Raw genomic sequence first — 26,617 nt, forward strand, 5'->3', positions numbered from 1 at the left:
GTCATGATCCCGTCCCCCGATTCGCTGACGGCGCCGCGTTCGCGGCCTCGTCCTCAATGATCTCTCCTGTGGCGGTGTTCACCGCCGGGGCGGCCGGGGCCGCCCGGGTGAGGGCGGCGGCCACCGTCTCCGCCGTCTTGCGGCCCACGCCGGGCACTTCGCAGATCTGCTCGATGGTGGCGGCGCGCAGCCGTTTGAGGGACCCGAAGTGCTTCAGCAGGGCCTGCTTGCGGCTCTCGCCGAGCCCCGGTACGGCGTCCAGCGGACCGGCCCGCAGGGACTTGGCCCGTTTGCTGCGCTGGTAGGTGATGGCGAAGCGGTGGGCCTCGTCACGGATCCGCTGGAGCAGATAGAGCCCCTCGCTGCTGCGGGGCAGGACCACCGGGTCGTCCTCGCCCGGCACCCAGACCTCCTCCAGCCGCTTGGCGAGGCCGCAGACGGCCACATCGTCGATGCCCAGCTCGGACAGGGCCCGCTGGGCGGCGGCGACCTGCGGCTGACCGCCGTCGACCACGACGAGCTGCGGGGGGTAGGCGAACCGCTTGGGGCGGCCGCTGTCGTCGAGGGGGCCGGAGGACTCCCCGGCGTCGTCCGGGGCGAGGGCGGGGGCCTCGGAGGCGGGGCCGTCGGCCAGGGGCTCCCCGGCGGCGAGGCCGTCGGCGGGGGGCTCCCCGGCGGCGGGCTCCTCGCGGGGCTCCTCCTCCCACTCCCCCGTGCGCTGCTTCTCCTGGAGGTAGCGGCGGAAGCGGCGGCCGACCACCTCGTGCATCGAGCGCACGTCGTCCTGCCCGGCGAAGCTCTTGATCTGGAAGCGGCGGTACTCACTCTTCCGGGCGAGCCCGTCTTCAAAGACCACCATGGACGCCACCACGTCATCGCCCTGGAGGTGGGAGATGTCGAAGCATTCGATGCGCAGCGGCGCGGAGTCCAGCTCCAAGGCGCCCGCGATCTCCTCCAGCGCCCGCGAACGGGTGGTCAGATCCGAGGCCCGCTTGGTCTTGTGCAGCGCCAGCGCCTGCTGGGCGTTCCGCTGCACGGTGGTCATCAGATCCTTCTTGTCACCGCGCTGCGGGATGCGCAGATCGACCCGGGAGCCCCGGCGCTCGCTGAGCCACTGGGCGACCGGTTCGGCGGGCTCCGGCACCGCGGGCACCAGCACCTCCTTGGGCACCGCGTCACCCCGCTCCTCGCCGTAGAGCTGCTGCAGGGCGTGCTCGACGAGGTCCGCGGTGTCCACGGCCTCGACCTTGTCGGTGACCCAGCCGCGCTGACCGCGCACCCGGCCGCCGCGCACATGGAAGATCTGGACGGCCGCCTCCAGCTCGTCCTCGGCCACCGCTATCAGATCGGCGTCGGTGGCGTCGGCGAGCACCACCGCGTTCTTCTCCATGGCGCGCTTGAGCGCCCCTATGTCGTCCCGCAGCCGGGCGGCCTTCTCGTACTCCATGTCCTCGGCCGCCTCCTGCATCCGCTGCTCCAGGCGGCGCAGATAGGCGCCGGTGCGCCCGGCCATGAAGTCGCAGAACTCCTCGGCCAGTTCACGGTGCTCATCGGCGGTGACCCGGCCGACGCAGGGGGCCGAGCACTTGCCGATGTAACCCAGCAGACAGGGGCGGCCGATCTGGGCGGACCGCTTGAACACCCCCGCGGAGCAGGTCCGGACGGGGAACACCCGCAGCATCAGATCGACGGTCTCGCGGATGGCCCAGGCATGGGCGTACGGACCGAAATAGCGCACGCCCTTCTTCTTGGGACCGCGCATGACCTGGACCCGGGGGAACTCCTCGTTGAGGGTGACCGCGAGGGACGGATAGCTCTTGTCGTCACGGTATTTGACGTTGAACCGGGGATCGAACTCCTTGATCCACGAATACTCGAGCTGGAGCGCCTCGACCTCGGTGGAGACCACCGTCCACTCCACCGCCGCGGCCGTGGTCACCATGGTGCGGGTGCGCGGATGGAGGTTGGCGAGGTCCTGGAAGTACGACGAGAGCCGCTGGCGCAGGCTCTTCGCCTTTCCGACGTAGATCACCCGGCCGTGCTCATCGCGGAACTTGTAGACCCCCGGCGAGTCGGGGATCTGTCCCGGCTTGGGGCGGTAACTGCTCGGGTCGGCCATGGTCACCACCCTACTTGCGGGGAGTGACAGTTCCGGCGCCCTCGGGCGGTGGGTCCAGGGGCAGCGGCCACGGCCGCGGGGGCGTACCGCAAGCGCGGGGCGTACGGCCGGTGGAACTCAGGCGTCCGGGCCCGCGACCAGCTTTCCGCCCTTGGCCCTGACCGGGACGGAGGGCAGCGGCTGGGTGGCAGGACCCTGGAGGACCTTGCCGGTCCTGGCATCGAACTCACTGCCGTGGCAGGAGCAGCTGATCTTGTTGCCCTCGACCGCGTCCACGACGCATCCGGCGTGTGTGCACACCGCGCTGAACGCCGTGTACGCACCGTCCGCGTCCCGGGCGACCACCAGCCGGTCCTCGCGGTAGAGCTTGCTGCCGCCGGCCGGGACGGCGTCGGCCGCACCGAGATCGACGGGGGCGGTGGGGGTGACGGGGGCCTTCGTACCGCCGCCGCCCGCGGAGCAGGCGGTGACCCCGAGGCCCGCGGCACCGGCCAGCGCCGCTCCGCACAGCACGGTTCGTCGGGATGCGGGCTGGCTGCTCATGGCGGGCTCCTGGTGAGGGTCGTGGCACCACGACGATACCGGCACAGATCCCTCCGCCCCGCACCGCGGTCGCCCGTGGCGGCGCCTGGGACGTAAACGCTTGCGCAAACGTTTACGTCGCACCCTGCCGTGGTGTACGTTCCCCCGGCAGGGCGGCTGGGACCGGGACCGGGAGCGGAGAGAGGGACAGCGGATGACGACCATGGCGGATGTGGCCCGGCGTGCGGGCGTGTCCGTGGCGACCGTCTCGCATGTGCTGAATGCGACCCGGCCGGTGCGCCCGGACACCCGCCAGGCGGTGCTGGACGCCATTGACGCCCTCGGCTACACCCCGAACACCCTCGCGCGCTCCCTGGTCACCGCGCGCACCCGGTCGATCGGACTGGCCGTCTCGGCGATCAGCAATCCGTACTTCACCGAGATCCTCCAGGGCGTCGAGGCCCGTGCCCTCGCCCACGGCTACAGCCTGCTGATCGCCGATCCGCATGACGACCCCGCGCATGAGCGCACGGTGGTCCAACTGCTCCACGAGCGGCGGGTGGACGGGGTGATCGTGGCGCCGTCCGCGGAACCGTCGGCGCTGGTGGACTATCTGAGCCGACACGAGGTGCCCGCGGTCTTCCTCGACCGGCTGGTGGGCGACGGCCATGACCAGGTGTGCGCCGAGAACACCGCCCCCGTCGAGCAGTTGGTGCACCATCTCGCCGACCTCGGCCACACCCGGATCGGGCTGGTCGCCGGGGAACCGGGGCTGAGCACCAGCGCCGAGCGGATCGCCGGGTACCGGGCCGGGCTGGACGCGCGCGGGCTGCCGTTCACCGCCGAACTGCTGGCCGGCGGCCACTCCGAGGCCCAGGGCGCCGAGGAGGCCACCCACCGGCTGCTCGCCCTCCCCCGGCCGCCCACCGCGGTCATCACCGCGAACAACACCATGACCATCGGCGCGCTGCGCGCCCTGCGGTCGGCGGGGCTGGCCGTCCCGGACGATCTCGCGCTCGTCTGCTTCGACGACTTCACCTGGGCCGATGTGTTCTCCCCCGGGCTGACCGCCATCGCCCAGCCCAGCCGGGAGATCGGCAGTACCGCGCTGGAGCTGCTGCTCGACCGGCTGGCGGACCCCGACCGGGCGCCCCGGACCGTCCGGCTGCCCTGTTCCTTCGTCCATCGCACCTCCTGCGGCTGTGCCGCCTGAAACCCCCGGTCCGCACCAGGAAAGGATCCGACCCGTGATCGTCGTCGCCGGAGAAGCCCTGATCGACCTCGTGCCCGGTGGTGCGCCCGGTGGCGCGGCGGGGGGTACGGCACCGCCCGGCGGTGAGCTGCCCGCGCTGCTGCCCCGGCGCGGTGGCGGCCCGTACAACACCGCGATGGCGCTGGCGCGGCTGGGCTCGCCCACCGCGTTCTGCTCACGGGTGTCCACCGACGGCTTCGGCGAGGCGCTGCTGGCCGGGCTGCGGGCGGACGGGGTGGACACCGCGCTGGTGCAGCGCGGCGCGGAGCCCACCACCCTCGCGGTCGCCTCGATCGGCCCGGATGGTTCGGCGGGCTACGGCTTCTATGTGGAGGGCACCGCGGACCGGCTGTTCGAGCTGCCCGGGGCGCTGCCCGACGGGGTCACCGCCCTGTCGCTGGGCACCTGTTCGCTGGTGCTGGAGCCGGGCGCGGGCGCGTATGAGGCGCTGCTGCGGCGTGAGGCGGGGCGCGGGGTGTTCACCGCGCTGGACCCCAATATCCGCACCGGACTGATCGCGGACCCGGATGCCTACCGGGCCCGCTTCCGTGGCTGGCTGCCGTATGTCGGGCTGCTGAAGCTGTCGGTCGAGGACGCTCTCTGGCTGGCGGACTCCGCTGACCTGGACCAGGCCATAGCCGAGTGGCTGGCGGCGGGTCCGGCCGCGGTGGTGCTCACCCGGGGCGGGGACGGGATGAGTGTGCGGCTCCGGGACGGCGGTGGCTGTGCGGTGCCGGGTGAGCGGGTGGAGATCGTGGACACCATCGGCGCGGGCGACACCGTGAACGCCGCGCTGCTGCACCGGCTCGCGGCGCATGACGCGCTGTCGGCGTCCGCGCTGGCCACGCTGGACAAGGCGGTCTGGCGGGATGTGCTGGGTTTCGCGGCCCGGGCTGCCGCGCTCACCTGCTCACGCGCGGGGGCCGAACCGCCGTACGCCGCCGAGCTGGGCTGACGCCCGGGAGCCGTCCCGCCGGGGCTCCGCTGTCCAACGGCCGTGGCGGTCTTCTGCGCCGCGGTCTTCTTCGCCGCGGTCTTCTTGGCCGCCGCCTTGGCGGGTGCCTTCTTCGCCGCGGTCTTCCTCGTGGCACCGCTGTTCTGACCGCCGTTGCGCGCCGCGGGCACCGCCGCGTCGCTCACCCGGTCGCCCAGCATGTCCCGCAGGAACTTCCCGGTGTGGCTGGCCGGGACGGAGGCCACGTTCTCCGGGGTGCCCTCGGCGATCACCAGACCACCACCGCTGCCGCCCTCGGGACCCATGTCCACGACCCAGTCGGCCGTCTTGATCACATCGAGGTTGTGCTCGATGACGATCACCGTGTTGCCCTTGTCGACCAGTCCGGAGAGCACGCTGATCAGCTTGCTGATGTCCTCGAAGTGCAGACCGGTGGTCGGCTCGTCGAGAACATAGACCGTGCGCCCGGTGGACCGCTTCTGGAGCTCGCTGGCCAGCTTGACCCGCTGGGCCTCACCGCCGGAGAGGGTGGGCGCGGGCTGTCCGAGCCGGACGTAGCCGAGCCCCACCTCGTTGAGCGTGCGCAGATGACGGCTGATCGTGGGCACCGCCTCGAAGAAGTCGAGCGCCTCCTCGATCGGCATGTCCAGCACCTCGGCGATGGACTTGCCCTTGTAGTGCACCTCCAGGGTCTCCCGGTTGTAGCGCGCGCCGTGGCAGACCTCGCACGGCACATACACATCCGGCAGGAAGTTCATCTCGATCTTGATGGTGCCGTCACCGGAGCAGTTCTCGCAGCGGCCGCCCTTGACGTTGAAGGAGAAGCGGCCCGGCAGATAGCCGCGCACCTTCGCCTCCATCGTCTCGGCGAACAGCTTGCGCACATGGTCGAAGACACCGGTGTAGGTGGCCGGGTTGGACCGCGGGGTACGGCCGATCGGCGACTGGTCGACATGCACCACCTTGTCCACCAGGTCATCACCGGCGACCCGGGTGTGACGCCCGGGGACCGCCCGCGCACCGTTCAGCTCACGGGCGAGATGGGTGTAGAGGATGTCATTGACCAGGGTGGACTTACCCGAGCCCGAGACACCGGTGACCGCGGTGAGCACCCCGAGCGGGAAGGACACATCGATGTCCTGGAGGTTGTTCTCCCGGGCACCGTGGACGGTCAGCCGCCGCTTGGGGTCCATCGGCCGCCGCGTCGTGGGCAGCGGGATGGCCTTCTTGCCGGACAGATAGTGCCCGGTCATCGACTCCTCGTTGACCAGCAGCTCGCTCAGCGGTCCGCTGTGGACCACCTTGCCGCCGTGCTCACCGGCACCGGGGCCGATGTCCACCACCCAGTCCGAGGTCTTGATGGTGTCCTCGTCGTGCTCCACCACGATCAGCGTGTTGCCGAGGTCGCGCAGCCGCACCAGCGTCTCGATCAGCCGGTGGTTGTCGCGCTGGTGGAGACCGATCGACGGCTCGTCCAGCACATAGAGCACACCGACCAGACCGGAGCCGATCTGGGTGGCCAGCCGGATGCGCTGGGCCTCGCCGCCGGAGAGGGTGCCCGCCGCGCGGTTGAGCGACAGGTAGTCCAGACCGACGTCGACCAGGAACCGCAGCCGCTCGTTGACCTCCTTGAGGACCCGCTCGGCGATGGTCTTCTCACGGGCGGTCAGCTTCATGTTCCGCAGGAACTCGGCGCAGTCGCTGATCGACATCGCGGAGACCTCCGCGATGGACCGGCCCTGCACGGTGACCGCGAGGACGATCGGCTTCAGCCGGGTGCCCTCACAGGTCGGGCAGGGCACCTCGCGCATATAGCCCTCGAAGCGCTCCCGGCTGGAGTCGCTCTCCGCCTCCGAGTGGCGCCGCTTGACGAAGGGCACCGCCCCCTCGAAGGCGGTGGTGTAGGCGCGCTGACGGCCGTAGCGATTGCGATAGCGCACCTCGATCTGTGTCTTGTGCCCGTTGAGCAGCGCCTTCCTGGCGCGCTGCGGCAGCCCGGCCCAGGGGATGTCGGTGCGGAAGCCCAGCGCGTCGGCGAGCGCGCCGACCAGCCGTCCGAAGTAGTCCTTGGTGTGCCCGTGGGACCAGGGGTGGATGGCGCCCTCGTCGAGCGACTTCTCCTCGTCCGGGACGATCAGCTCGGGGTCGACCTCCATCCGGGTGCCGATACCGGTGCACTCCGGGCAGGCGCCGAACGGTGAGTTGAACGAGAAGGAGCGCGGCTCCAGCTCTTCGAAGGACAGGTCGTCATACGGGCAGTAGAGGTGCTCCGAGAACATCCGCTCACGCTGCGGATCGTCCTCGTCGAGATCCACGAAATCGAGGATGACCATGCCGCCGGAGAGCCCGAGCGCGGTCTCCACCGAGTCCGTGAGCCGCCGCTTGGCGCTGTCCTTGACGGTGAGGCGGTCGATGACCACCTCGATGGTGTGCTTCTCCTGCTTCTTCAGCTTGGGCGGGTCGGTGAGCTGAACGGTGGTGCCGTCCACCCGGGCCCGGCTGTACCCCTTGGACTGGAGGTCGGAGAAGAGGTCGACGAACTCGCCCTTGCGCTCGCGCACCAGCGGGGAGAGCACCTGGAAACGGCTGCCCTCGGGCAGCTCCAGCACCCGGTCCACGATCGCCTGCGGCGACTGCCGGGCGATCGGGCGGGAGCACTCGGGGCAGTGCGGCTTGCCGATCCGGGCGAACAGCAGCCGGAGGTAGTCATAGACCTCGGTGATGGTGCCGACCGTGGAGCGCGGATTGCGCGAGGTGGACTTCTGGTCGATGGAGACCGCCGGGGAGAGACCCTCGATGAAGTCCACATCGGGCTTGTCCATCTGGCCCAGGAACTGGCGGGCGTAGGAGGAGAGCGACTCGACGTAGCGGCGCTGCCCCTCGGCGAAGATCGTGTCGAACGCGAGGGACGACTTGCCCGACCCGGAGAGTCCGGTGAAGACGATGAGGGAATCACGCGGGAGGTCGAGCGAGACGTTCTTGAGATTGTGCTCGCGAGCGCCACGGACGATGAGACGGTCGGCCACGCCGGTCGGCACCTTTCTTGAGAGAGGTGGGTGCGCCGGGCCCGCTCCCAGGGCTCCCCGCGTCGGGCGGGTACGGAGCGGAGCGAAGCCCCCAGACCAAGAGTATGGGGGCACCACGGCGGTGTCTTAAGGATGTGTCTTAAGGATGCAGCACACCGAGCCTATAGCACGCACATTCGATTTGCGGGTGTAGTGAGCCGGGTTCACCCGATCGTGTGGCGGACACTACGGTCGGGCCATGAGCGACTACGCACACGACGCCGCCGACGTCACCGAGGCGACGGACCGCTTGCTGACGGCCGTCGCCCGGCTGGACGACGCCGCCCTCGCCGGGCCCTCCGCCCTGCCGGGCTGGACCCGCGGCCATGTGCTGGCGCACCTGGCCCGTAACGCCGATGCCCTGGTGAACCTGCTCACCGGAGCACGGACCGGCGAGGACATCCCGATGTACCGCGGCGAGGAGGCCCGGGACGCCGAGATCGCACGGGACGCCGCCCGTCCGCTCCCGGTCCATCTCGCGGACCTGCGCACCACGGCCGCCCGCTTCGACACCGCGGTGGCGGCGCTCCCGGAGGAGCTCCGGTCCCGCGAGGTCACCCTGCGCGGCGGTCTGCGCGAACCGGCCGCCCGGCTGCCGCTGCGCCGCCTCGCCGAGGTCGAGCTGCACCATGTCGACCTCGCCGTCGGCCGCACCGTGGCGGACCTGCCGGCCCGGTTCGTCGAGCGCCAGCTCGACGTCCTCATCTCTTCAAGGTTCGCGGGGCACCCCGGTATTCCCCCGCTGCTGCTGACCGTCCCGGGCGCGGGCGCCGGGCGGCGGACCGGCCGGGACCCGGCACCGGACGAGAACCCGGTGACCGTCAGCGGCTCCCCGGCCGCCCTGCTGGGCTGGCTCACCGGCCGTACGGACGGGGCTGATCTTTCCTGTGCGGACGGCCCCCCGCCGGTGCTCCCGCCACTAGGCTGAGGCCATGACCTACAGCGGAGCGGTGACGGTCGGCGGACCGGCGGACGTGCACGAACTGACCGATCTCATGATCTCGAAGGTCGCGGTCGGCCCCATGAACAACAACGCCTATCTGCTGCGCTGCCGGGCCACCGACGAGCAGATGCTGATCGACGCCGCCGCCGACCCGGGCACCCTGCTCTCGCTCATCGGCGACAGCGGGATCGCCTCCGTGGTCACCACCCACCGCCACCAGGACCACTGGGGTGCGCTGCGCGAGGTGCAGGAGGCCACCGGCGCCCGTACGTACGCGGGCCGCCATGACGCGGAGGGCATCCCGGTCGCCACCGACGTCCTGGTGGAGGACGGTGACACACTGCGCGTCGGCCGGGTCGAGCTGACCGCCCGCCATCTGGTCGGCCACACCCCGGGCAGCATCGCGCTGGTCTACGACGACCCGCACGGCCACCCCCATGTGTTCACCGGCGACTGCCTGTTCCCCGGCGGGGTCGGCAACACCTGGAAGGACCCGAAGGCGTTCGAGAGCCTCCTCCACGACGTCGAGACCAAGCTCTTCGACCGGCTGCCGGACGAGACCTGGGTCTACCCCGGCCACGGTGACGACACCACGCTCGGCGCCGAGCGCCCGCAGCTCGGCGAGTGGCGCGAGCGCGGCTGGTAGCACCCGCCGCGCGCCGTCGTCGCCCCCGGCCGCTCCGTGCGCCGTCGTCCGCCCCGTAACCCGCCGCCGACGGCGGCGGTTGGCCGGGTGTGCGCACTGACCGCTCCCCGTCCATGGCCCGACTCGCGGCCGCGTCCCTGGCCGGTACCGCGATCGAGTTCTATGACTTCTTCGCCTACGGCACGGCCGCGGCCCTCGTCCTCGGACCGCTGTTCTTCCCCACCTTCTCGCCGCTCGCCGGGACCCTGGCCGCCTTCTCGACCTTCGCCGTCGGCTTCGTCGCGCGGCCGCTCGGCTCCCTGCTCTTCGGACCGCTCGGGGACCGCCACGGGCGGCGGCCGGTGCTGGTCGCCTCACTGCTGCTGACCGGTGTGGCCACGGTCGCGGTGGGCTTCGTGCCCACCTATGACTCGATCGGGATCGCCGCCCCCGCCCTGCTGCTGTTCCTGCGCTTCCTGCAGGGGCTCGGGGTCGGCGGTGAATGGGGCGGTGCGGTGCTGCTGACCGCCGAGCACGCGCCCGCCCGGCGGCGCGGGCTGTGGGCGGGCTTTCCGCAGATCGGCCCGTCCATCGGGTTCCTGCTGGCCAACGGCATCATGCTGGCCCTGTCGGCGGGGCTGAGCGATGCGGAGTTCCGCTCCTGGGGGTGGCGGGTGCCGTTCTGGGCGGCGGGGGTGCTGGCGGGCGCCGGGCTGCTGCTGCGGACCCGGCTGGTCGAGACCCCCCGCTTCCGGGAGCTGGCCGAGCACGGTGAGCGGGCCACCGCGCCGCTGGCCGAGGTGGTGCGCGGCCACTGGCGGCTGGTGCTGCTCACCGCGGGCGGCCTCGCGATCGGGTACGCGGTGTTCTACGCCGTCACCACCTGGTCCCTGGCGTACGGCACGGAGCGGCTCGGAGTGGACCGCACGGTGATGCTGGGCTGTGTCATGGCGGCGGTGGCCGTGATGGGCGCCCTGACCCCGCTGGCGGCCCATCTGGCGGACCGTCTCGGACGGCGGCCGATGTGTCTGGCGGGCTGTGCGGCCATGGTGGTGTGGATGTTCCCGATGATCGCGCTGCTGCGCACCGGGGAGCCGCCGCTGATGTTCCTGGGCTTCGCGGTGGCGCTGCTCGGCTTCATCACCGTGTTCGCCGTGATCGCGGCGTATCTGCCGGAGCTGTACGAGGCGCGGGTGCGCTGCACCGGTGCCTCGGTGGGCTACAACCTGGGCGGTGTACTGGGCGGCGCGCTCACCCCGGTGGTGGCCACGGCGGTGTCGCACGGCGACGGCCCGCCGTGGGGCGTGGCCGGCTATCTGACCGCGGTGGCCCTGCTCAGCCTGGGCTGCTTCGCGCTGCTGCCCGAGACACGGCCGACGGCCGACCACCCCGTGGCGGAGCGGTCGGCCGCGCGGCCCCTGGAGACAGGAGAGGCGCCCGCCTGATGGAGGGGGCGCCTGTCCCGGGCGCGCGCACCTGGTGCGTCGGAGTGGGCGCCGGGCGGGGCGCCCGCACCGGGTGCGTCGGAGTTGCGCGCCTGGAGAGGGGAGCGGGACGGGGGACGCGCGGGACGGGGCGCGCCCCCGCGTGGGTCAGACGTCCACGCTGTCCTTCTCCCGCTTCTGGTCGTCGGCCGCGGGGGTGGCTCCGGCTTCCGCCGCGGCCTGCTTCTTCGAGGCGTAGAGGCTGGTGACCGTGGTGACCGCGAGCACTGCGCAGATGACGCCGAGCGAGACCGGGATGCTGATCTCGGGGACGTGCACCCCCGACTCGTGCAGCGCGTGCAGCACCAGCTTCACGCCGATGAAGCCGAGGATGACCGACAGGCCGTACGAGAGGTGGACCAGCTTCTTGAGCAGTCCGCCGATGAGGAAGTAGAGCTGGCGCAGACCCATCAGGGCGAAGGCGTTGGCGGTGAAGACGATGTACGGGTCCTGGGTGAGACCGAAGATCGCGGGGATCGAGTCCAGCGCGAACAGGACGTCCGTCGTACCGATCGCCAGCATGACGATCAGCATCGGGGTCATCAGCCGCTTGCCGTTCTCCCGGATGAACAGCTTGGTGCCGTGGTACTTGTCGGTGGAAGGAACGCGCCGCTCCACCGCCTTGAGCAGGCGGTTCTCCTCGAACTCCTCGTCCTCGTCACCGGACTGCGCCTCCTGGATGAGCTTCCAGGCCGTCCAGATGAGGAACGCGCCGAAGAGGTAGAAGACCCAGGAGAAGCTGGCGATGATCGCCGCGCCGCCGGCGATGAAGACCGCCCGCAGCACCAGCGCGATCAGCACACCGACCATCAGCACACGCTGCTGGTAGATCGTGGGCACCGCGAACTTCGCCATGATCAGGACGAAGACGAAGAGGTTGTCGACGCTCAGCGACTTCTCGGTGATGAAGCCCGCGAAGAACTCCCCGGACGGCTGGCCGCCCGCGAAGAGGAACAGGCCGACTCCGAAGAGCGCGGCGAGGACGATCCAGACGGTGGTCCAGATCCCGGCCTCCTTGAGGGAGACCTCGTGCGGCTTGCGGCCACCGATGAAGAAGTCGACGGCGATGAGGGCACTGAGACCGGCGATGGTCAGGGCCCACACGGTCAAGGAGACATCCACAGAGTTCCTCCGGCATGTGTGCGGCAATTTCAGCGTGTCGCTGCCGGAGGTCTCCTCCGCCCGCGCTGACGCACCGGGCCGATGCCCCGGGATCCTGGCTCCGGTCTCATGGGAGACCGGTCACGATCCGTGGTGACGGGAACACCGCTCGGGAGTACTCCCCTCCGCTGGAACGAGAGTACAGGAATACCCATGGAAGAGTAAAGGAAAAGGCAAAATGCCAGGTCAGATGGGTTTACCAAACCATTGCGCAACATGGAGAACACCCGCGGTGACCGGATCACCGCGGGTGTTCCCGCCGGATGTCCTCGCGGAGCGCGCGCCGCGCTAGCGGCCGTACGCCTCCCTGGCGCGGGCCACCTGCCCCATCACCTGCCACAGCACCCGGCTGCCCGCCGGGACCAGCGAGGGCTCAAAGGTCCAGGCGTGCCCCACCCAGGGGTCGGCGAGGTGGTCGTCGGCGACCGGGGTGAGCCGCAGCAGCGACCGCCACAGCGGGTCCAGCACCGGTCCGTACTCCCGGGCGTCCTCCCGGTCGGCCACCATCATCAGGTGCACGCCCACCGAGGGCCCCTCGTCCGCCAGATAGCGCAGCTGGGTCACCGCCCGGTCGTCGAAGCCGTGCGGGAAGTCATGCACGATCAGCAGCTGCTCGGCGGTGTCCAGATCCGGCGGCAGCGCGTCCGCGGCGCCGCTGCGCACCGCCATCTGCACCAGGTCCACCCGGCGGGTGAGCGCGGCGAGCGTCGCGGTCACACCCTGGGCCCCGGCCATGGGCGCCCGCAGCGCGCCCGACTCCAGCAGCGGGGCGTACGAGGCCGAGGCCGATCCGGCCGGGTCGATCACCTGGAGCTGGAACTCCCCCACCGGATAGACGGCCAGCAGCCGGGCGGCGATGGCCACCGCGGTGTCCGAGGCCAGCGTGCGCAGGCTCCCGGAGTCCAGCATCGCCCCCTCCACCGAGCCACTGCGCCCGGCGTCGATCCACAGCCCGCGCTCCAGCGGCAGCCGCACCAGCATGGGGATCCGCAGATCGGTGCGCTCGGGGAGGTGCAGATCGCCCAGGCGCAGCGCCATCGGGATCTCCATCGGCGCCTGGTAGCCGTGCCAGACCGGGCCGTCCCAGCGGGCGTAGGCGGGCGGCAGCGCGGGCTCGACCACCTCGGCCTCGGCGGCGAGCTGCGCCAGGTCGCGGTCGAGCGCGGCACGGGCCTGGTCCACCAGGGCGGTGTGCTTGGCCCGGGCCTCCGTGCGGGCGGTGTCGGCGGCGGTGCCGATCCGGGAGCGCGGGTCGGAGAGCACCCGGTCCAGCTCCTGTTCCATCCGGGAGTCCGCGAAGTCCACGGCGCTGCGGTACGCGGCGGCGGTGCGGGCCAGGTCCTCGAACATCCCCCAGACCTGGTTGTAGAGCCGCTCGTCCATCGTCCAGCCGGAGGCGTCGCCCGCGACGGGCTGGGCGGGCCGGCCGGGCGCGGCGGGCGGTACGGCCGGGGGCGGGGTGGGCGGGGTGGCCGTACGGCGGCCGGGGTGCTGGTAGTCGACCGGTCCGCCGGAGCCGGCCGCGGCGGGCGGCTGCGGCGGCACCGGGCTCTGCGGTGGCGCGGGCACCGGGCCGGGGTCGGAGCTGCCGCCCGCGGTGGCGGTCCGGACGCGTCCGTCGTCACCGGGGCGGGGCGGCGGCTGGGCGACCGAGCGGGCCATGCCCCGGGCCACCGCCTCGTTGATCTCCGCGGCGAGTTCGGCGGCCTGCGGCAGCCCCTGGTCCTGGAGCATCGCGGCGAGCCCGCCCGCGTACCCCTGGCCGACCGCGCGCACCTTCCAGACGCCCTGGCGACGGTACAGCTCCAGCGCGACCACCGCGGACTCCGCGTCCAGACCGGTGACGGTGTAGCTGGCCACCTCGGCACCGTCCAGCCCGGTGACGGCCGTGAACGGGGCGGCCAGCGAGCCGAACCGGACCGGGCCGCCGACACCGGTCGGCAGTGCGAGCAGCACGGTGACCCGGTGGACGCTCTCGGCCAGCGCGCCCAGGTCGACGGCGAGCCGGTGGTCCGCCGCGGCCTGCTTCGACACCTCGATCCCGGGCAGTTGGGGCGAGGCGGGGTGCGCGACCCACTCCGCCCCGCGCACCGTGCCCTGCTCATCGCCGAGTGTCGCCCCGGCCACGATCGGTTGGCCCGCCGAGATCCGGATCTCCAAACGGGTCTGGGGCAGAGGGTGGTTCTGCCCCCGCACCAGCTCGGCCGTCATCGCTGCGTCCCCTCGTCGGTTCCGTCGTACGCGTCGCGCGTACGACGCGTACGGATGGTGTGGTGCGGTGTGGGTGGTGCTGTGGTGCGGTGGTGCCCGGTGTGGTGCCGCGGCCCCGAACACATCGGCCCGGCGGGCGGATGCGCCACCGGGCCGACGGACAGCGGCGTCCTACAGGTGCGGCAGGATGTGCGGCATCAGGTCCTGGAAGGTACGGCCGTTGGCGGGCTCGCCCACGGCCTTCATCTCCCAGCCGTTGCCCACGCGCTGCACCTTCGCCATGATCTGCGCGGTGTACTGGCCGCCACCGGTGAGGGTGTAGCGGGCCAGCTCCTGGCCGTTGGTCTCGTCCACCAGACGGCAGAACGCGTTCTGCACCTCGGTGAAGGTCTGTCCGGTGAAGGAGTTCACCGTGAAGATGATCTGGTTGATGTGCACCGGAACCCGCTGGAGGTCGACGAGGATGGCCTCGTCGTCGCCGCCCTGGCCCGCACCGCCGACCAGGTTGTCGCCGGTGTGGCGCACCGAGCCGTCATCGCTCACCAGGTGACGGAAGAACACCACGTCGGTGGGCTGCTGGTCGGCGAAGAGCACCGCCGAGGCGTCGAGGTCGATCTCCCGGGTACGTGATCCGAACAGCCCACGGCGGGGCGCCGCCTGCCAGCCCAGCCCCATCCGCACCGCGGTCAGGGTGCCCCCGTCGGCCTTCTGCAGGCTGATGGCCTGACCCTTGGACATGTTGACCGTCACGTGCCGTCCCTACTCTCATCTCTCGAAAATCCCCGTGGCCGGCGCATGGCGCGGCCCTGGTCCGCCCATCTGTGCGGCCCTGCGAAAACCCTATGCACTGGGGCCGGTACTCCAGCCGGGCGAGCGGCTTTTGTGTCGTTCTTGCAACACAGCGGGAGCACGGCCGGGGCACACCGGACGTCCGGTGTGCCCCGGGGGCCGGGCGGGTCAGGAGAGCCCGGCCTCCTTCATCTGCCGCAGCTCCTTCTTCAACTCCCCGACCTCGTCCCGCAGCCGGGCCGCCACCTCGAACTGGAGCTCCGCCGCCGCGGCCCGCATGCGGTCGGTCATCTCCTCGATCAGCTCGGCCAGTTCGGCGGCCGGGCGGTCGGTCAGCGCCCCGTCCTTGCCCGCGGCCGCCCTGCCGCCCTTCCTGCCCGCCTTCTGTTGGCTCAGGGCGGGCACCGGCGCCTTGCCCTTGCCCTGGTCCGCCTGGCGGTAGCCGGTGCCCAGCAGCTCCTTGGTGTCGATCTCCTCGCGGGCGAGGGTGGCCACGATGTCGCCGATCCGCTTGCGCAGCGGCTGCGGGTCGATGCCGCGCTCGGTGTTGTACGCGATCTGCTTCTCGCGGCGGCGGTTGGTCTCGTCGATGGCCTTCTCCATCGCGGGGGTGACCTTGTCGGCGTACATATGGACCTGGCCGGAGACATTGCGCGCCGCGCGGCCGATGGTCTGGATCAGCGAGGTGCCGGAGCGCAGGAAGCCCTCCTTGTCGGCGTCGAGGATGGCGACCAGCGACACCTCGGGCAGGTCCAGGCCCTCGCGCAGCAGGTTGATGCCGACCAGGACGTCGTACTCGCCCGCGCGCAGCTCGCGCAGCAGCTCCACCCGGCGCAGGGTGTCCACGTCACTGTGCAGGTACCGCACCTGGATGCCCAGTTCGAGCATGTAGTCGGTGAGGTCCTCGGCCATCTTCTTGGTGAGGGTGGTGACGAGGACGCGCTCGTCCTTCTCGGTGCGGGTGCGGATCTCGTGGATCAGGTCGTCGATCTGTCCCTCGGTGGGCTTGACGACCACCTCGGGGTCGACGAGACCGGTCGGCCGGATGATCTGCTCCACGAACCCGTCGGAGCGGGAGAGTTCGTACGGGCCGGGGGTGGCGGAGAGATAGACCGTCTGCCCCACCCGGCCCAGGAACTCCTCCCACTTCAGCGGGCGGTTGTCCAGGGCGGAGGGCAGCCGGAAGCCGTGCTCGATCAGGGTGCGCTTACGGGAGGCGTCGCCCTCGTACATCGCGCCGATCTGCGGCACGGTGACATGGGACTCGTCGATGACCAGGAGGAAGTCCTCCGGGAAGTAGTCGAGCAGGGTGTGCGGCGGGGACCCGGACTCACGGCCGTCGATATGCAGCGAGTAGTTCTCGATACCGGAACAGGTGCCGATCTGGCGCATCATCTCGATGTCGTAGGTGGTGCGCATCCGCAGCCGCTGGGCCTCCAGCAGCTTGCCCTGCTTCTCCATCCGGGCGAGGGTCTGCTCGAGCTCGGTCTCGATCCCGGTGATCGCCCGCTCCATGCGCTCGGGCCCGGCCACGTAGTGGGTGGCGGGGAAGACGTAGAGCTCCTGGTCGTCGCTGATGACCTCGCCGGTGAGCGGGTGGAGGGTGGACAGCGCCTCGATCTCGTCACCGAACATCTCGATACGGACGGCGAGCTCCTCGTAGACCGGGAAGATCTCGATGGTGTCGCCGCGGACCCGGAAGGTGCCCCGGGTGAACGCCACGTCATTGCGTGTGTACTGGATGTCCACGAAACGGCGCAGGAGCTGGTCGCGGTCGATCTCCTCGCCGATCTTGAGCGGCACCATGCGGTCCACGTACTCCTGCGGCGTACCCAGGCCGTAGATACAGGAGACGGAGGCGACGACCACCACATCGCGCCGGGTGAGCAGCGAATTGGTGGCGGAGTGGCGCAGCCGCTCCACCTCCTCGTTGATCGAGGAGTCCTTCTCGATGTAGGTGTCCGACTGCGGGACGTACGCCTCGGGCTGGTAGTAGTCGTAGTACGAGACGAAGTACTCCACCGCGTTGTTCGGCAGGAGCTCGCGGAACTCATTGGCGAGCTGGGCGGCCAGCGTCTTGTTCGGCGCCATGACCAGCGTGGGCCGCTGGAGCTTCTCGATCATCCACGCGGTGGTGGCGGACTTTCCGGTGCCGGTCGCGCCGAGGAGCACGACATCCTTCTCACCGGCCCGGATACGCCGGTCGAGGTCGGCGATGGCCGTGGGCTGGTCGCCGCTGGGCTGGTACGGGCTGACGACCTCGAAGGGCGCCACCTTGCGTTCGATCTGGGTTACGGGCCGCATGTCACCCACCGTACGACTCACCACTGACAACGGAGGGCCGGTCGGGTGCGACGGCCGCCCCGTAGCCTGGCCCGGACGGGCCACCGGGCGGCCCCATGGCGTCCCGGTGGCCCCTGACGACTCCGGAACGAAGGGAACCGATCATGTACGAGTACAAGGTGGTCCAGATCCGTGAAGGTCTGATCGGCGGCAAGATGTCCGCCGACAAGGTCGAGGATCTGCTCAACAAGTACGCGGCCGACGGCTGGCGGGTGAAGGCCATAACGAGCGCGGATGTGAAGGGCCGGGTCGGGCCGGGCGCCGTGGAGGGGCTGCTCGTCACGTTCGAACGCCAGCGGGGCTGATCCGGACAGCGCGGACCGTTTCCCCCATCCGATACCTATCCCCGGGTACGGTGCATCTGGGACCCTCTGGCCGTTCGCAAGCGATTCGCGAGTCAGCCGACGCGAGGAGTCCGTATGCACATCCGTCCCGCCGCCGCGTTAACCGGCGCGCTCCTGGGTATGTCCGCGCTCTTCCTCCTCCCCACGACCGCGGCCGGAGCCGCCGGTCAGCAGCAGCACCACCACACGGTCACCGTGGCGCACCGGGGTGCCTCCGCCTACGCCCCCGAGAACACCCTCGCCGCCGTGGACGCCGCCGATGAGCTGGGCATCGACTGGGTGGAGAACGACGTCCAGCGCACCAGGGACGGCGAGTTGGTCATCATGCACGACACCACGCTCGACCGGACCACCGATGTCGAGCAGCTCTTCCCGGACCGCGCGCCCTGGAAGATCTCCGACTTCACCCTGGACGAGATCGAGAAACTGGACGCCGGGAGCTGGTTCTCCCCCGAGTTCGCGGGTGAGGGGGTGCCCACCCTCGAGGAGTACATGGACCGGGTTTCGGACAATCACCAGAAGCTCCTGATGGAGCTGAAGGCCCCGGAGCTCTATCCCGGTATCGAGCGCCAGGCCCTGCGGGAGCTGCGGCGGGAGGGCTGGCTCGACGGCAAGCACCGCAAGCGGCTGGTCATCCAGAGCTTCAACGCGACCTCCATGCGGACGGTGCACGGGCTGCGGTCGGACATCACCACCGGCTATCTGGGCACTCCGGCCGTCGGCGACCTCCCGCAGTACGCGGAGTTCGCCGACCAGATCAACCCGAGCTACCGGACCATCGACGCCGGGTACGTGGCCGCGGTCCATGCGGTGCGCGGCGCCCACGGGCGTCCGATGGAGGTCTTCACCTGGACCGTGAACGACGGTCCTTCGGCGGTCGCGGTCGCGCGGATGGGGGTGGACGGCATCATCACCAACAAGCCCGATGTGGTCCGGGACGCCCTGGACGACATCGACTGATCCGTTCACCGCAGCGCCCCGGTGGCCCCCGGCCGCCGGGGCGCTGTCGGTGCCCGCGCCTACGCTGGGAACCGTGACGAGCGCAGAGCGGCGGGATCAGGAGCGGACCACCGGCGGCCGGGCCCCGGCGGGGCAGGAGGCGCGCGCCTGGTCCTGGGAGGTGCGGGACACCCCCATCGGGCCGCTGCTGCTCGCGGCCACCGACCAGGGTCTGGTCACGGTGGTCTTCCATGCCGACGATGAGACGGCGGCCGGGGCGGTGTCCGCGCTGACCCGCCGGCTGGGCACCGAGCCCGCGCCCTCCCCGGACCGCGCCGTGACCCTCACCGCGGCGGCCCGTCAGCTGGAGGGCTATTTCGCGGGCGGGCTGAGGGAGTTCACCGTCCCGCTGGACTGGTCGCTGACCACGGGCTTCAACCGCCGGGTGCTGCGCGAGCTGGCCGACGGCGTGCCGTACGGCACGGTGGTGGGCTATCAGGACCTCGCGAACCGGGTCGGTGAACCGGGCGCCGCGCGGGCCGTCGGGATGGCCATGGGCGGCAATCCGCTGCCGGTCGTGGTCGCCTGCCACCGGGTGGTCGAGAGCGACGGCGGTATCGGTGGCTTCGGCGGCGGTCTGGAGACCAAGCGCGCCCTTCTGGCACTGGAAGGCGTTCTCCCGCAGCCGTTGTTCTGATTCCCTCTCCGGGCCGCCTCTTCGCCGGTACGGCGGGGAGGAAAATATCTTGTCCACGGAATACTCGTTCCACTTGTCGTGGATGCCGCCCGCCCTTATCTTAGGAGCGCTCGCGGACCCGCACCGGGCAAGAATGCGTCGGACGCATATTTCTGACGCTCATTGTCCTGGCATTCTGCCAGCCGCCGGGCAACCCTCTCGTAGCTGTTCCGCTCGACAGCTCTTCCGCACCGCGCTCTTCGTACGGCGTTCTTGTACCGCGTTGTCCGTACCGCGTTCTGCCGCCCTCCCCGGAACACAGGCGTGTTATTCATCGCTCAACCATGCCCCACCGCGCTCCACCACGTCCCCAACACTGATCGGAATGGGAGTGTCATGTCCGGTGTCCTGCTCGCCGGTGGCGCGGCTGCCGCGTTATTCGCGTCGGTCCTTTCCACCCAAGGCGTTTCCCCGGCTCCCGACGTACCGCCGGAAAAGATCCAGGTGGACGTCAGGACCGTGAACGGATCCGGCTGCCCGAAAGGGACCACGGCCATCGCCGTGGCGAACGACAACACGGCGTTCACCATCACCTACAGCGACTACCTCGCCCAGGTCGGCCCCGACGCGGACCCCATCGACATCCGGAAGAACTGCCAGCTCAACCTGGATGTGCACATCCCGCAGGGCTTCACCTACGCCATCGCCAAGGTCGACTACCGCGGCTATGCCTCGCTGCAGCGCGGCGCCCGCGGCACCGAGAAGGCGAGCTACTACTTCCAGGGCTCGGCCGACACCGCCTCGCAGACCCATGAGTTCAGCGGTCCGTACCGGGACAACTGGCAGACCACCGACAGCACCGACTACAGCGCGCTGGTCTGGGCGCCCTGCGGTCAGGACCGGAACCTCAACATCAACACCGAACTCCGGGTGAACGCCGGTTCCTCACCGGCGAGCAGCACCAGCTTCATGGCCATGGACTCCACCGACGGTGGCGTCAACACGATTTACCACCTGGCCTGGAAGGAATGTCCTTCCGCCGCCCGGTAGCGCTCCCGGCAGTGCGGGAAATCCAGCAGTCACGACGGTATCGGAACCCGTGTGGATTCCCGCCGCCGTCAGCCCGATGATTGAATGGAGAATCATGCCTGGTGTTCTGTACGCAGGCGGGATGATCGCGGCGTTATTCGCCTCGACGATGACCTCCCAGGGTTCCGCGCAACCGCCGTTCGACACGGTACCGCCCGACAAGATCGTGATCACCGTGGCCACCGTGAACGGCTCGGGCTGTCCGGCGGGTACGGCGGCGGTGGCCGTCTCCGAGGACAATACGGCGTTCACCGTCACCTACAGCGACTATCTCGCCCAGGTGGGCAAGGGCGCCAAGCCGACGGACTACCGGAAGAACTGTCAGCTGAGCCTGGTCACCCATGTTCCGCAGGGATTCAGCTACGCGATCGCCAGCGTCGACTACCGCGGTTACGCCCATCTGGAAAAGGGCGCCTCCAGCGTGGAGAAAGCCTCGTACTACTTCCAGGGGCAGTCGCAGACCACGTCCAACGCCCATGATTTCAACGGGCCGTACGACGACAACTGGCAGACGACCGACACCGCCGATATCGCCACCGTGGTGTGGTCGCCCTGCGGTGAACTGCGGAACTTCAACATCAACACGGAGCTGCGGGTCAACGCGGGTACCTCCAACACCCGCGACACCACCAGCTTCATGACGATGGACTCCACCGACGGCGATGTGAGCACCACCTATCACTTCGCCTGGAAGGAATGTCCGGAGAAGAAGAGCTGAGGCCAACCGCCGCACCACCGCCGCCCGGAGGCGAGGTCATGCCTCCGGGCGGCGCCATGCCGGATGCCGGGGGTCGTCCACCCGCACCACGACGTCCGCGGTCTCATCGGGCCGCACCTCGTCCTCGTAGCGCGCGAAGGCGGGCAGCGTCCAGCGCTCGCCCTCGCCGGTGCGGCGGGCGAGCGCGCCCGGGGACAGCCGCAGATGCACCGACAGGTCGAACGGGAACCAGTGGCCCAGCAGCAGCGCACCGTGGAGCACCAGCACCCCGCCCGGCGGCAGTTCGGCGTACGGGGAGCGGGTGGCCCGGTCGGACACCGGGTCCCACAGATCGGGCAGCACCCGGCCGGTCGCGCCCGGACCCGGCTCCAGCGGGGCGAAGACCTCCCGCCACAGCGCCCCGGTGTCGAGCCACTGGTCGTAGTACGCGTCCGGGTCGTACCGCCCGAACTCCAGACGCAGTGACGCCGGGCGCAAGAACCCCGCCGCGGAGACCACCAGCACCGGGCGGCCGCGCAGCCGCAGCCCCTCCGCCAGGGCCCCGGCCAGCCGCCCGGTTCCGGCCGCCGGGGCGCCGTCGACCGCCACCCTGAGCCAGGGGCCGCCGTCCGCCGCCGTGAGCCCGGCGATCCGGTCGGCGGTCGCGTCGGTCAGCCGTTCCCAGGTGATCGCTTCCAGCCGCACGCCCCCATCATGCCGCGAGCGCCTGTCGGACCCGGCCCGTACGATCGACAACGACCGGTCCGCCGGCAGGCGGCCGGGGCGGGCGCACGAGGAGAGTACGGCGATGGCATCCCGGATAGCGCTGCTCCGTGGCATCAACGTGGGCGGCAACAAGAAGTTCCCGATGGCCCGGCAGCGCGAGCTGATGGCCGCGCTCGGGTTCCAGGACGTCACCGTCCACCTCCAGACCGGCAACATCGTCTTCGCCGACCCCGGCACTCCGCCCGAGGAAACCGCCCGCGTCCTGGAGGAGCGGTTCGCCGCCGACCTCGGCTTCTCCGTACCGGTGATGGTGCGCACCCGGGACGAGCTGGCCGCCGCCGTGGCGGCCAATCCGTACCCCGGGGCCACGGCCGAGCCCAGGACGCTGCACGTGGTCTTCCTGTCGGACGTCCCCCGGGACACCGCGCCGCTGGACGCCCTGGACCAGTCCGGCTACGCCCCCGACAGCTTCCGTCTGGTGGGGCGCGAGATCTATCTGCACTGCCCGGACGGGATCGGACGCTCCAAGCTGGCGGCGAAGGTCACCGGGGTCCGGCTCGGCGTGGCGGCGACCGCCCGCAACTGGAACACGGTCACCAAGCTGCTGGCCCTCGCCGACGCCGGCTGAGACGGCGGCACGGAGGCCCGCTCAGGACCTCCGCGGGGGTCCGCTCAGGACCAGCCGTAGCGCTGCCGCAGCCGGGCCACGACCCGGTCGAAGCGCGGCCGGTCCAGTGCGCACGCCTCACGCCGCATCCCCGCCGGGCTCACCCGCAGCACCCGGTCCAGATCCACCCAGGACTCGCGCCCGGCCCGGTCCCACGGCCCGGAGCCGATCGCCACCCACTCGCGGTCGGCGTCGTGCCGCTTGCTGGAGAGCTGGACCGCCAGCAGGGTGCCGCCGCGCTCCCGCGCCACCACCAGCACCGGGCGGTCCTTGCCCCGGCCGTCGTTCTCCTCGTAGGGCACCCAGGTCCAGACGATCTCCCCGGGGTCCGGATCCCCGTCCGGGTCCGGCGCGTACTCCGTCCGCACCCGGCCGACCTGGCGCGGATGGGCCTCGACCGTGGCGGCGGGGCCGGTGCTCCCCGGGAGGGCCGCGGCGTCGCCGCCCTCGGTCGCACGGGTTCCGTCCATGGCGTGATTCCGATGGAATGGCCTGATCATCCACCACACGTTAGCCCGTCCGCGAGCACGGATGTCATGCCAGGTCCCCCGGGGTGGAAAGGGCAGTAACGTGCCAGAAGTTCTCGACCCCGTGGCGGACCTCGTCAAACGGCGCAGCGATCCGGTCGTCGTGCAGACCCTGCGGTCCGCGGCCGCCGCGACCATCGCCTATGCGGTCGCGCTGGAGCTCAGCAGCGAGCCCGCTCCGCTGACCGCACCGCTCACCGCCCTCCTCGTCGTCCAGGTCACCCTGTACGCGACTCTCACCACCGGGATCCGCAGGGTCAACGCGGTGGTCGTGGGCGTGGTCATCGCCATCGCCTTCAGCGCGCTGGTGGGACTGTCCTGGTGGAGCCTGGGGCTGATCATCCTGGCGTCGCTGACGGCGGGCCACTTCGCGCGGGTGAGCGAGTTCGTGCCCGAGGTGGCGATCAGCGCCATGCTCGTCCTCGGGGTGACCCAGGTGACCAACACCGCCTGGGACCGGGTGCTGGAGACGCTGATCGGCGCCGTGGTCGGACTGCTCTTCAACTTCCTGCTCGCGCCACCGGTCTGGGTGGAGACGGCGGGCAAGTCCATCCTGGACCTGTCCCGTCGGATGCGTCAGCTACTGCTGCACATGGCCGAGGAGCTCGGCAGCCACACCCCGGTGGAGCGCGCCGCCGCCCGGCTGCACGAGGCCCGCCGGCTGGACCAGGACATCGCCCAGGTGGACGCCGCGCTCCGGCAGGCGGAGGACAGCGTACGGTTCAACCCCCGGGTCAAGGAGGGGCTGCTGCACCGGGTGGTACTGCGCACCGGACTGGACACCCTGGAGATCTGCACGGTCGTACTGCGGGTCCTCACCCGCACCCTCACCGACCTGGCCAAGGAACGGACCGAGGAACCGCTCTTCCCGCCGGACGTGGCCGAGGAACTGTATGACCTCTTCATCCACATGGCCGCGGCCGTGGAGGCGTTCGCGGTGCTGGTCACCAGCCCGGTCAGCGCCAATGCCGAGGAGGCCGAGTCCCGGCTGGCGAATGAACTGGCCACCGCGCACACCAGCCGGGACCATGTCGCCCACACCCTGCTGCGCCGGGTCCGGGAGCACCCCCGGCAGTGGCAGCTGCACGGCGCACTGCTCGCCGAGGCCGACCGCATCCTTGCCGAGCTGGACATGGAGCAGCGCTCCAAGCGGCTGATGGAGGAGCTGGACCGCAGCTCGAGGGAGAAGCACGAACGCTTCCCCCTGCTCGCCAAGGTGCTGCACCGGTTCCGCCGCGCCCGCTCCGAGCGCACCGCCTCGCGCTGAGGTGCCCGCCGGTCAGCCGACCGGGTAGCGGTCCCGGGGGAAGACCAGATCCTCGTACGGCTCATAGAGCTCGACCGAGCGGTGGAACTCGAAGGCCAGGTCATCGGCGAGTTCCGCGATCACGGCCCGGCCCTCGATCCGGGACAGCCAGGACGGCGGCAGGCGGTGGTCGCCGTGCTGGGCGCCGAGGAGGTTGCCGCAGACGGAGCCGGTGGAGTCGCTGTCGCCGGAGTGGTTCACGGACAGCAGCAGGGCGGCCTGGAGCGGGGTGCGCGGCGGCATCGGGTCATAGGCGATCAGACCGCCGGGACCGTAGGAGATCTGCTGGTCCGGGGTCCGGACCAGGGCGCAGTACACCCCGATGGCCAGGGCCTCCTCGGCGATCCAGCCGCCGCCCAGCGATTCGGTCTTCTCCGGGGTGGGGTCGCCCCCGGCGGCCAGGTCGATCGCCGCGCGCAGGGCGGTGGTGGTCTCCTCGTGGCCCGGGTAGCGGACCAGGAGCTCCAGGGTGCGCAGGGCCGCGCCCTCGAGGGATTCGCCGTCCAGCAGGCACGCGATCATCGCGGCCAGGGCACCGGCGGCGTAGTAACCCGTGGGGTGCCCGTGGGTGATCTGGGCGCAGCGGGCGGCCAGTTCGAAGGAGTCGCGGGGGTTCAGGCCGGCCAGTCCGAACGGGGCCGAGCGCATCACGGTGCCACAGCCCTTGGAGCCGGGGTTCACCGGTCCGGGGCGACCGGCGAGCGGATCGTGCGGGGAGGGGACATGCTCCTCGGTCAGCCCGGAGAGACAGGCGTTGCCGGGGGCGCGGCGGGCGTACAGCCAGGGCTGGTGGCGCAGCCAGCCGGAGCGGACCGGGTCGAACGCCTCCGGGGCGGGCGGCGGCGCGGGGTGGTTCTGGGTGTCCAGCCAGCGCAGATAGGCGTTGCGCACCAGGGCGGTCTCGGCGCCGCCGATGCCCTTGGACAGAGCCCTGGCGTGCGCGCGTATCAGGCCCTCGGCGGTGAACAGGGTCATCTGGGTGTCATCGGTGACCAGCCCGACGGAGCCGCTGCCGTCCGGGAGGAGGGTGGTGACGCCCGCCTCCCCGTGGGTCTCGCGGATCGCCCGCAGGGAGAGGAACTCCACCGGGTTGCCCAGGGCGTCGCCGATCGCACCGCCCAGCAGACAGCCGCGGATCCGGGCCCGCCGGGCAGCCGATTCGTCCCATGAGTGGCGGATCACTGGCGGCTCCTCGTCCGGTGCGGTGTGCGCTCCGGACATGATCGCAGGTGATCTCCGCCGCGGGCCGGACAGCGTTAGATTCGAAGGGGAGAAGGCGGGAGGTGCGGGGTCATGTCGATGCACTTCATCCGGACGGGCGATGAGCCCCTGCACGCGCGCAGTCCACTGCGGATGCGGTGCTGGCTCGCGGCCTGGGGGCTGGTCTGGACACTCGGGGGCACGGTGGCCTTCGCGGTCGCCGGGCGGCCCGGCTGGGCGGCCGCGTGCGCGGTGCTCACCGCCGTCACCCTCACCGATCTCGTGCTGGTCATCCGGCACATCCGGCAGGGGCCGCACTACCAGCCGGGCCGGGACGTACCGCCCTACGCCCCGGTCAGGGGGCGCGGCCGGTGGACGGCCGGGAACAGAGAACGGGACGTACGGGGCCACCGGGGGTGAGCCCCGGCCGCCCCCGCTGTCCTCATGACACTATTCCCCGCGCTCGCCGGACCGCGGCTCGCCGAACCGCGCCGCCTCGACGAAATCCGGGCGCGGGTCCAGCGCGGCGGCCAGCCGGAAGTGGCGCATCGCCTCGTCCGGCCGGCCGGCGCGCTCCAGGGTGCGGCCCAGTGCGAAATGGGCGAAGGCGTTGTCCGGCTCGCGCTCCAGCACGAGCTGGAACTCCAGCTCCGCCGCGCGCAACTGGGCCGCGCCGAAGAAGGCGCGGGCGCGCAGCAGCCGGGCCGCGGTGTTCTCCGGATGGGCGGTGATCACCGAGTCGAGCAGCTTGACGGCACCGCGCGGATCACGGGCGGCGAGCAGCTGCTCCGCGGCGCGGAAGTCGATGACATGGGTCTCGGGCGTGGACTGGGGCACGGCTGATTCCTTCCCCCGGCACGGATGACGATGATCGGCGGCGGAACGGCACTCGGTACGGGCAGCACAACAACCGCCCCGTTCACCTCATTCCCCGCCCGAACCCCACCCAGACCCGATCAGCTTCCGAGCGCCCCCAC

23 protein-coding genes and 1 pseudogene are annotated in these 26,617 nt (G+C 71.0%); 13 read left to right on the forward strand and 11 right to left on the reverse strand.

From position 1 onward, the window contains the following. Window position 1 precedes the first annotated feature (1 nt). Window positions 2-2,119, reverse strand: a complete 2,118-nt coding sequence (gene uvrC, locus NMK44_RS14515; protein WP_302888206.1) for an excinuclease ABC subunit UvrC — start codon at window positions 2,117-2,119, stop codon at window positions 2-4. Between the two features lie 117 nt (window positions 2,120-2,236). Next, window positions 2,237-2,662 (reverse strand): Rieske (2Fe-2S) protein, encoded by a 426-nt coding sequence (locus tag NMK44_RS14520; RefSeq protein ID WP_254742832.1) that lies wholly within the window; start codon window positions 2,660-2,662, stop codon window positions 2,237-2,239. A gap of 193 nt (window positions 2,663-2,855) precedes the next feature. Here NMK44_RS14520 and NMK44_RS14525 point away from each other — a divergent pair, with 193 nt between their 5' ends. Both NMK44_RS14525 and NMK44_RS14530 read left to right on the forward strand, forming a co-directional pair. Beyond that, window positions 2,856-3,854: a LacI family DNA-binding transcriptional regulator gene (locus NMK44_RS14525; RefSeq protein ID WP_254742833.1), complete on the forward strand. Its 999-nt coding sequence runs from the start codon at window positions 2,856-2,858 to the stop codon at window positions 3,852-3,854. Window positions 3,855-3,888: 34 nt separating this feature from the next. Next, window positions 3,889-4,848: a carbohydrate kinase family protein gene (locus tag NMK44_RS14530; protein WP_254742836.1), complete on the forward strand. Its 960-nt coding sequence runs from the start codon at window positions 3,889-3,891 to the stop codon at window positions 4,846-4,848. 40 nt (window positions 4,849-4,888) lie between these two features. Here NMK44_RS14530 and uvrA read toward each other — a convergent pair. Then, window positions 4,889-7,874, reverse strand: a pseudogene (gene uvrA, locus NMK44_RS14535) (excinuclease ABC subunit UvrA); the annotation flags it as partial. A 238-nt stretch (window positions 7,875-8,112) separates the two neighbouring features. Between uvrA and NMK44_RS14540 the strand changes: the two are divergent. The 3 genes from NMK44_RS14540 to NMK44_RS14550 all read left to right on the forward strand — a co-directional run bounded on the left by NMK44_RS14540 (window position 8,113) and on the right by NMK44_RS14550 (window position 10,926). After that, complete coding sequence (locus tag NMK44_RS14540; RefSeq protein WP_254742839.1) at window positions 8,113-8,841, forward strand: maleylpyruvate isomerase family mycothiol-dependent enzyme; 729 nt, start codon at window positions 8,113-8,115, stop codon at window positions 8,839-8,841. Window positions 8,842-8,845: 4 nt separating this feature from the next. Beyond that, window positions 8,846-9,502, forward strand: a complete 657-nt coding sequence (locus NMK44_RS14545; RefSeq protein ID WP_254742842.1) for an MBL fold metallo-hydrolase — start codon at window positions 8,846-8,848, stop codon at window positions 9,500-9,502. A gap of 113 nt (window positions 9,503-9,615) precedes the next feature. Next, complete coding sequence (locus NMK44_RS14550; RefSeq protein WP_254743375.1) at window positions 9,616-10,926, forward strand: MFS transporter; 1,311 nt, start codon at window positions 9,616-9,618, stop codon at window positions 10,924-10,926. A gap of 147 nt (window positions 10,927-11,073) precedes the next feature. On the opposite strand, the gene NMK44_RS14555 is transcribed toward NMK44_RS14550, so the two are convergent. From NMK44_RS14555 to uvrB, 4 genes are all read right to left on the reverse strand, one after another. After that, entirely contained in the window at window positions 11,074-12,087 is a 1,014-nt protein-coding gene (locus NMK44_RS14555; RefSeq protein WP_254742845.1) for a TerC family protein, read from the reverse strand. 327 nt (window positions 12,088-12,414) lie between these two features. Next, complete coding sequence (locus tag NMK44_RS14560) at window positions 12,415-14,337, reverse strand: TerD family protein (RefSeq protein WP_254742848.1); 1,923 nt, start codon at window positions 14,335-14,337, stop codon at window positions 12,415-12,417. A gap of 171 nt (window positions 14,338-14,508) precedes the next feature. Beyond that, on the reverse strand, window positions 14,509-15,087 hold the full coding sequence (locus tag NMK44_RS14565; protein ID WP_254742851.1) for a TerD family protein: 579 nt from the start codon (window positions 15,085-15,087) through the stop codon (window positions 14,509-14,511). A gap of 207 nt (window positions 15,088-15,294) precedes the next feature. Next, a complete protein-coding gene (gene uvrB / locus NMK44_RS14570) occupies window positions 15,295-17,430 on the reverse strand; it encodes an excinuclease ABC subunit UvrB (RefSeq protein WP_302888209.1) in 2,136 nt (711 codons plus the stop codon). Between the two features lie 143 nt (window positions 17,431-17,573). Between uvrB and NMK44_RS14575 the strand changes: the two genes are divergently transcribed. The 5 genes from NMK44_RS14575 to NMK44_RS14595 all read left to right on the forward strand — a co-directional run bounded on the left by NMK44_RS14575 (window position 17,574) and on the right by NMK44_RS14595 (window position 21,235). Continuing rightward, entirely contained in the window at window positions 17,574-17,774 is a 201-nt protein-coding gene (locus NMK44_RS14575; RefSeq protein WP_254742854.1) for a DUF4177 domain-containing protein, read from the forward strand. 114 nt (window positions 17,775-17,888) lie between these two features. Then, on the forward strand, window positions 17,889-18,773 hold the full coding sequence (locus NMK44_RS14580) for a glycerophosphodiester phosphodiesterase (RefSeq protein WP_254742857.1): 885 nt from the start codon (window positions 17,889-17,891) through the stop codon (window positions 18,771-18,773). 73 nt (window positions 18,774-18,846) lie between these two features. Further along, entirely contained in the window at window positions 18,847-19,449 is a 603-nt protein-coding gene (locus NMK44_RS14585) for a methylated-DNA--[protein]-cysteine S-methyltransferase (RefSeq protein WP_374215270.1), read from the forward strand. 375 nt (window positions 19,450-19,824) lie between these two features. Then, window positions 19,825-20,478, forward strand: a complete 654-nt coding sequence (locus tag NMK44_RS14590; RefSeq protein ID WP_254742860.1) for a DUF4360 domain-containing protein — start codon at window positions 19,825-19,827, stop codon at window positions 20,476-20,478. A 94-nt stretch (window positions 20,479-20,572) separates the two neighbouring features. Beyond that, a complete protein-coding gene (locus NMK44_RS14595) occupies window positions 20,573-21,235 on the forward strand; it encodes a DUF4360 domain-containing protein (protein WP_254742863.1) in 663 nt (220 codons plus the stop codon). 36 nt (window positions 21,236-21,271) lie between these two features. Here NMK44_RS14595 and NMK44_RS14600 read toward each other — a convergent pair whose 3' ends face one another. Beyond that, window positions 21,272-21,919 carry a nucleoside/nucleotide kinase family protein gene (locus NMK44_RS14600; RefSeq protein WP_254742866.1) on the reverse strand — a complete coding sequence of 216 codons (648 nt, stop codon included), beginning with the start codon at window positions 21,917-21,919 and terminating at the stop codon, window positions 21,272-21,274. Between the two features lie 103 nt (window positions 21,920-22,022). On the opposite strand from NMK44_RS14600, the gene NMK44_RS14605 reads away from it, so the two are divergent. Next, window positions 22,023-22,568 carry a DUF1697 domain-containing protein gene (locus NMK44_RS14605; RefSeq protein ID WP_254742869.1) on the forward strand — a complete coding sequence of 182 codons (546 nt, stop codon included), beginning with the start codon at window positions 22,023-22,025 and terminating at the stop codon, window positions 22,566-22,568. A gap of 44 nt (window positions 22,569-22,612) precedes the next feature. Here NMK44_RS14605 and NMK44_RS14610 read toward each other — a convergent pair whose 3' ends face one another. Further along, window positions 22,613-23,077 carry a type II toxin-antitoxin system PemK/MazF family toxin gene (locus NMK44_RS14610; protein WP_254742872.1) on the reverse strand — a complete coding sequence of 155 codons (465 nt, stop codon included), beginning with the start codon at window positions 23,075-23,077 and terminating at the stop codon, window positions 22,613-22,615. A gap of 100 nt (window positions 23,078-23,177) precedes the next feature. Here NMK44_RS14610 and NMK44_RS14615 point away from each other — a divergent pair, with 100 nt between their 5' ends. Next, a complete protein-coding gene (locus NMK44_RS14615; protein ID WP_254742875.1) occupies window positions 23,178-24,401 on the forward strand; it encodes an FUSC family protein in 1,224 nt (407 codons plus the stop codon). 12 nt (window positions 24,402-24,413) lie between these two features. Here the strand turns inward: NMK44_RS14615 and NMK44_RS14620 are convergent, their stop codons facing one another. Beyond that, window positions 24,414-25,661: an ADP-ribosylglycohydrolase family protein gene (locus NMK44_RS14620; protein ID WP_254742878.1), complete on the reverse strand. Its 1,248-nt coding sequence runs from the start codon at window positions 25,659-25,661 to the stop codon at window positions 24,414-24,416. Window positions 25,662-25,733: 72 nt separating this feature from the next. On the opposite strand from NMK44_RS14620, the gene NMK44_RS14625 reads away from it, so the two are divergent. Then, a complete protein-coding gene (locus NMK44_RS14625) occupies window positions 25,734-26,060 on the forward strand; it encodes a DUF6343 family protein (protein ID WP_374215271.1) in 327 nt (108 codons plus the stop codon). Window positions 26,061-26,090: 30 nt separating this feature from the next. Here NMK44_RS14625 and NMK44_RS14630 read toward each other — a convergent pair whose 3' ends face one another. Continuing rightward, a complete protein-coding gene (locus NMK44_RS14630; protein ID WP_254742881.1) occupies window positions 26,091-26,477 on the reverse strand; it encodes a tetratricopeptide repeat protein in 387 nt (128 codons plus the stop codon). Window positions 26,478-26,617 lie beyond the last annotated feature (140 nt).

It is taken from the genome of Streptomyces cucumeris, from assembly GCF_024295805.1.
Lineage (GTDB): Bacteria > Actinomycetota > Actinomycetes > Streptomycetales > Streptomycetaceae > Streptomyces > Streptomyces cucumeris.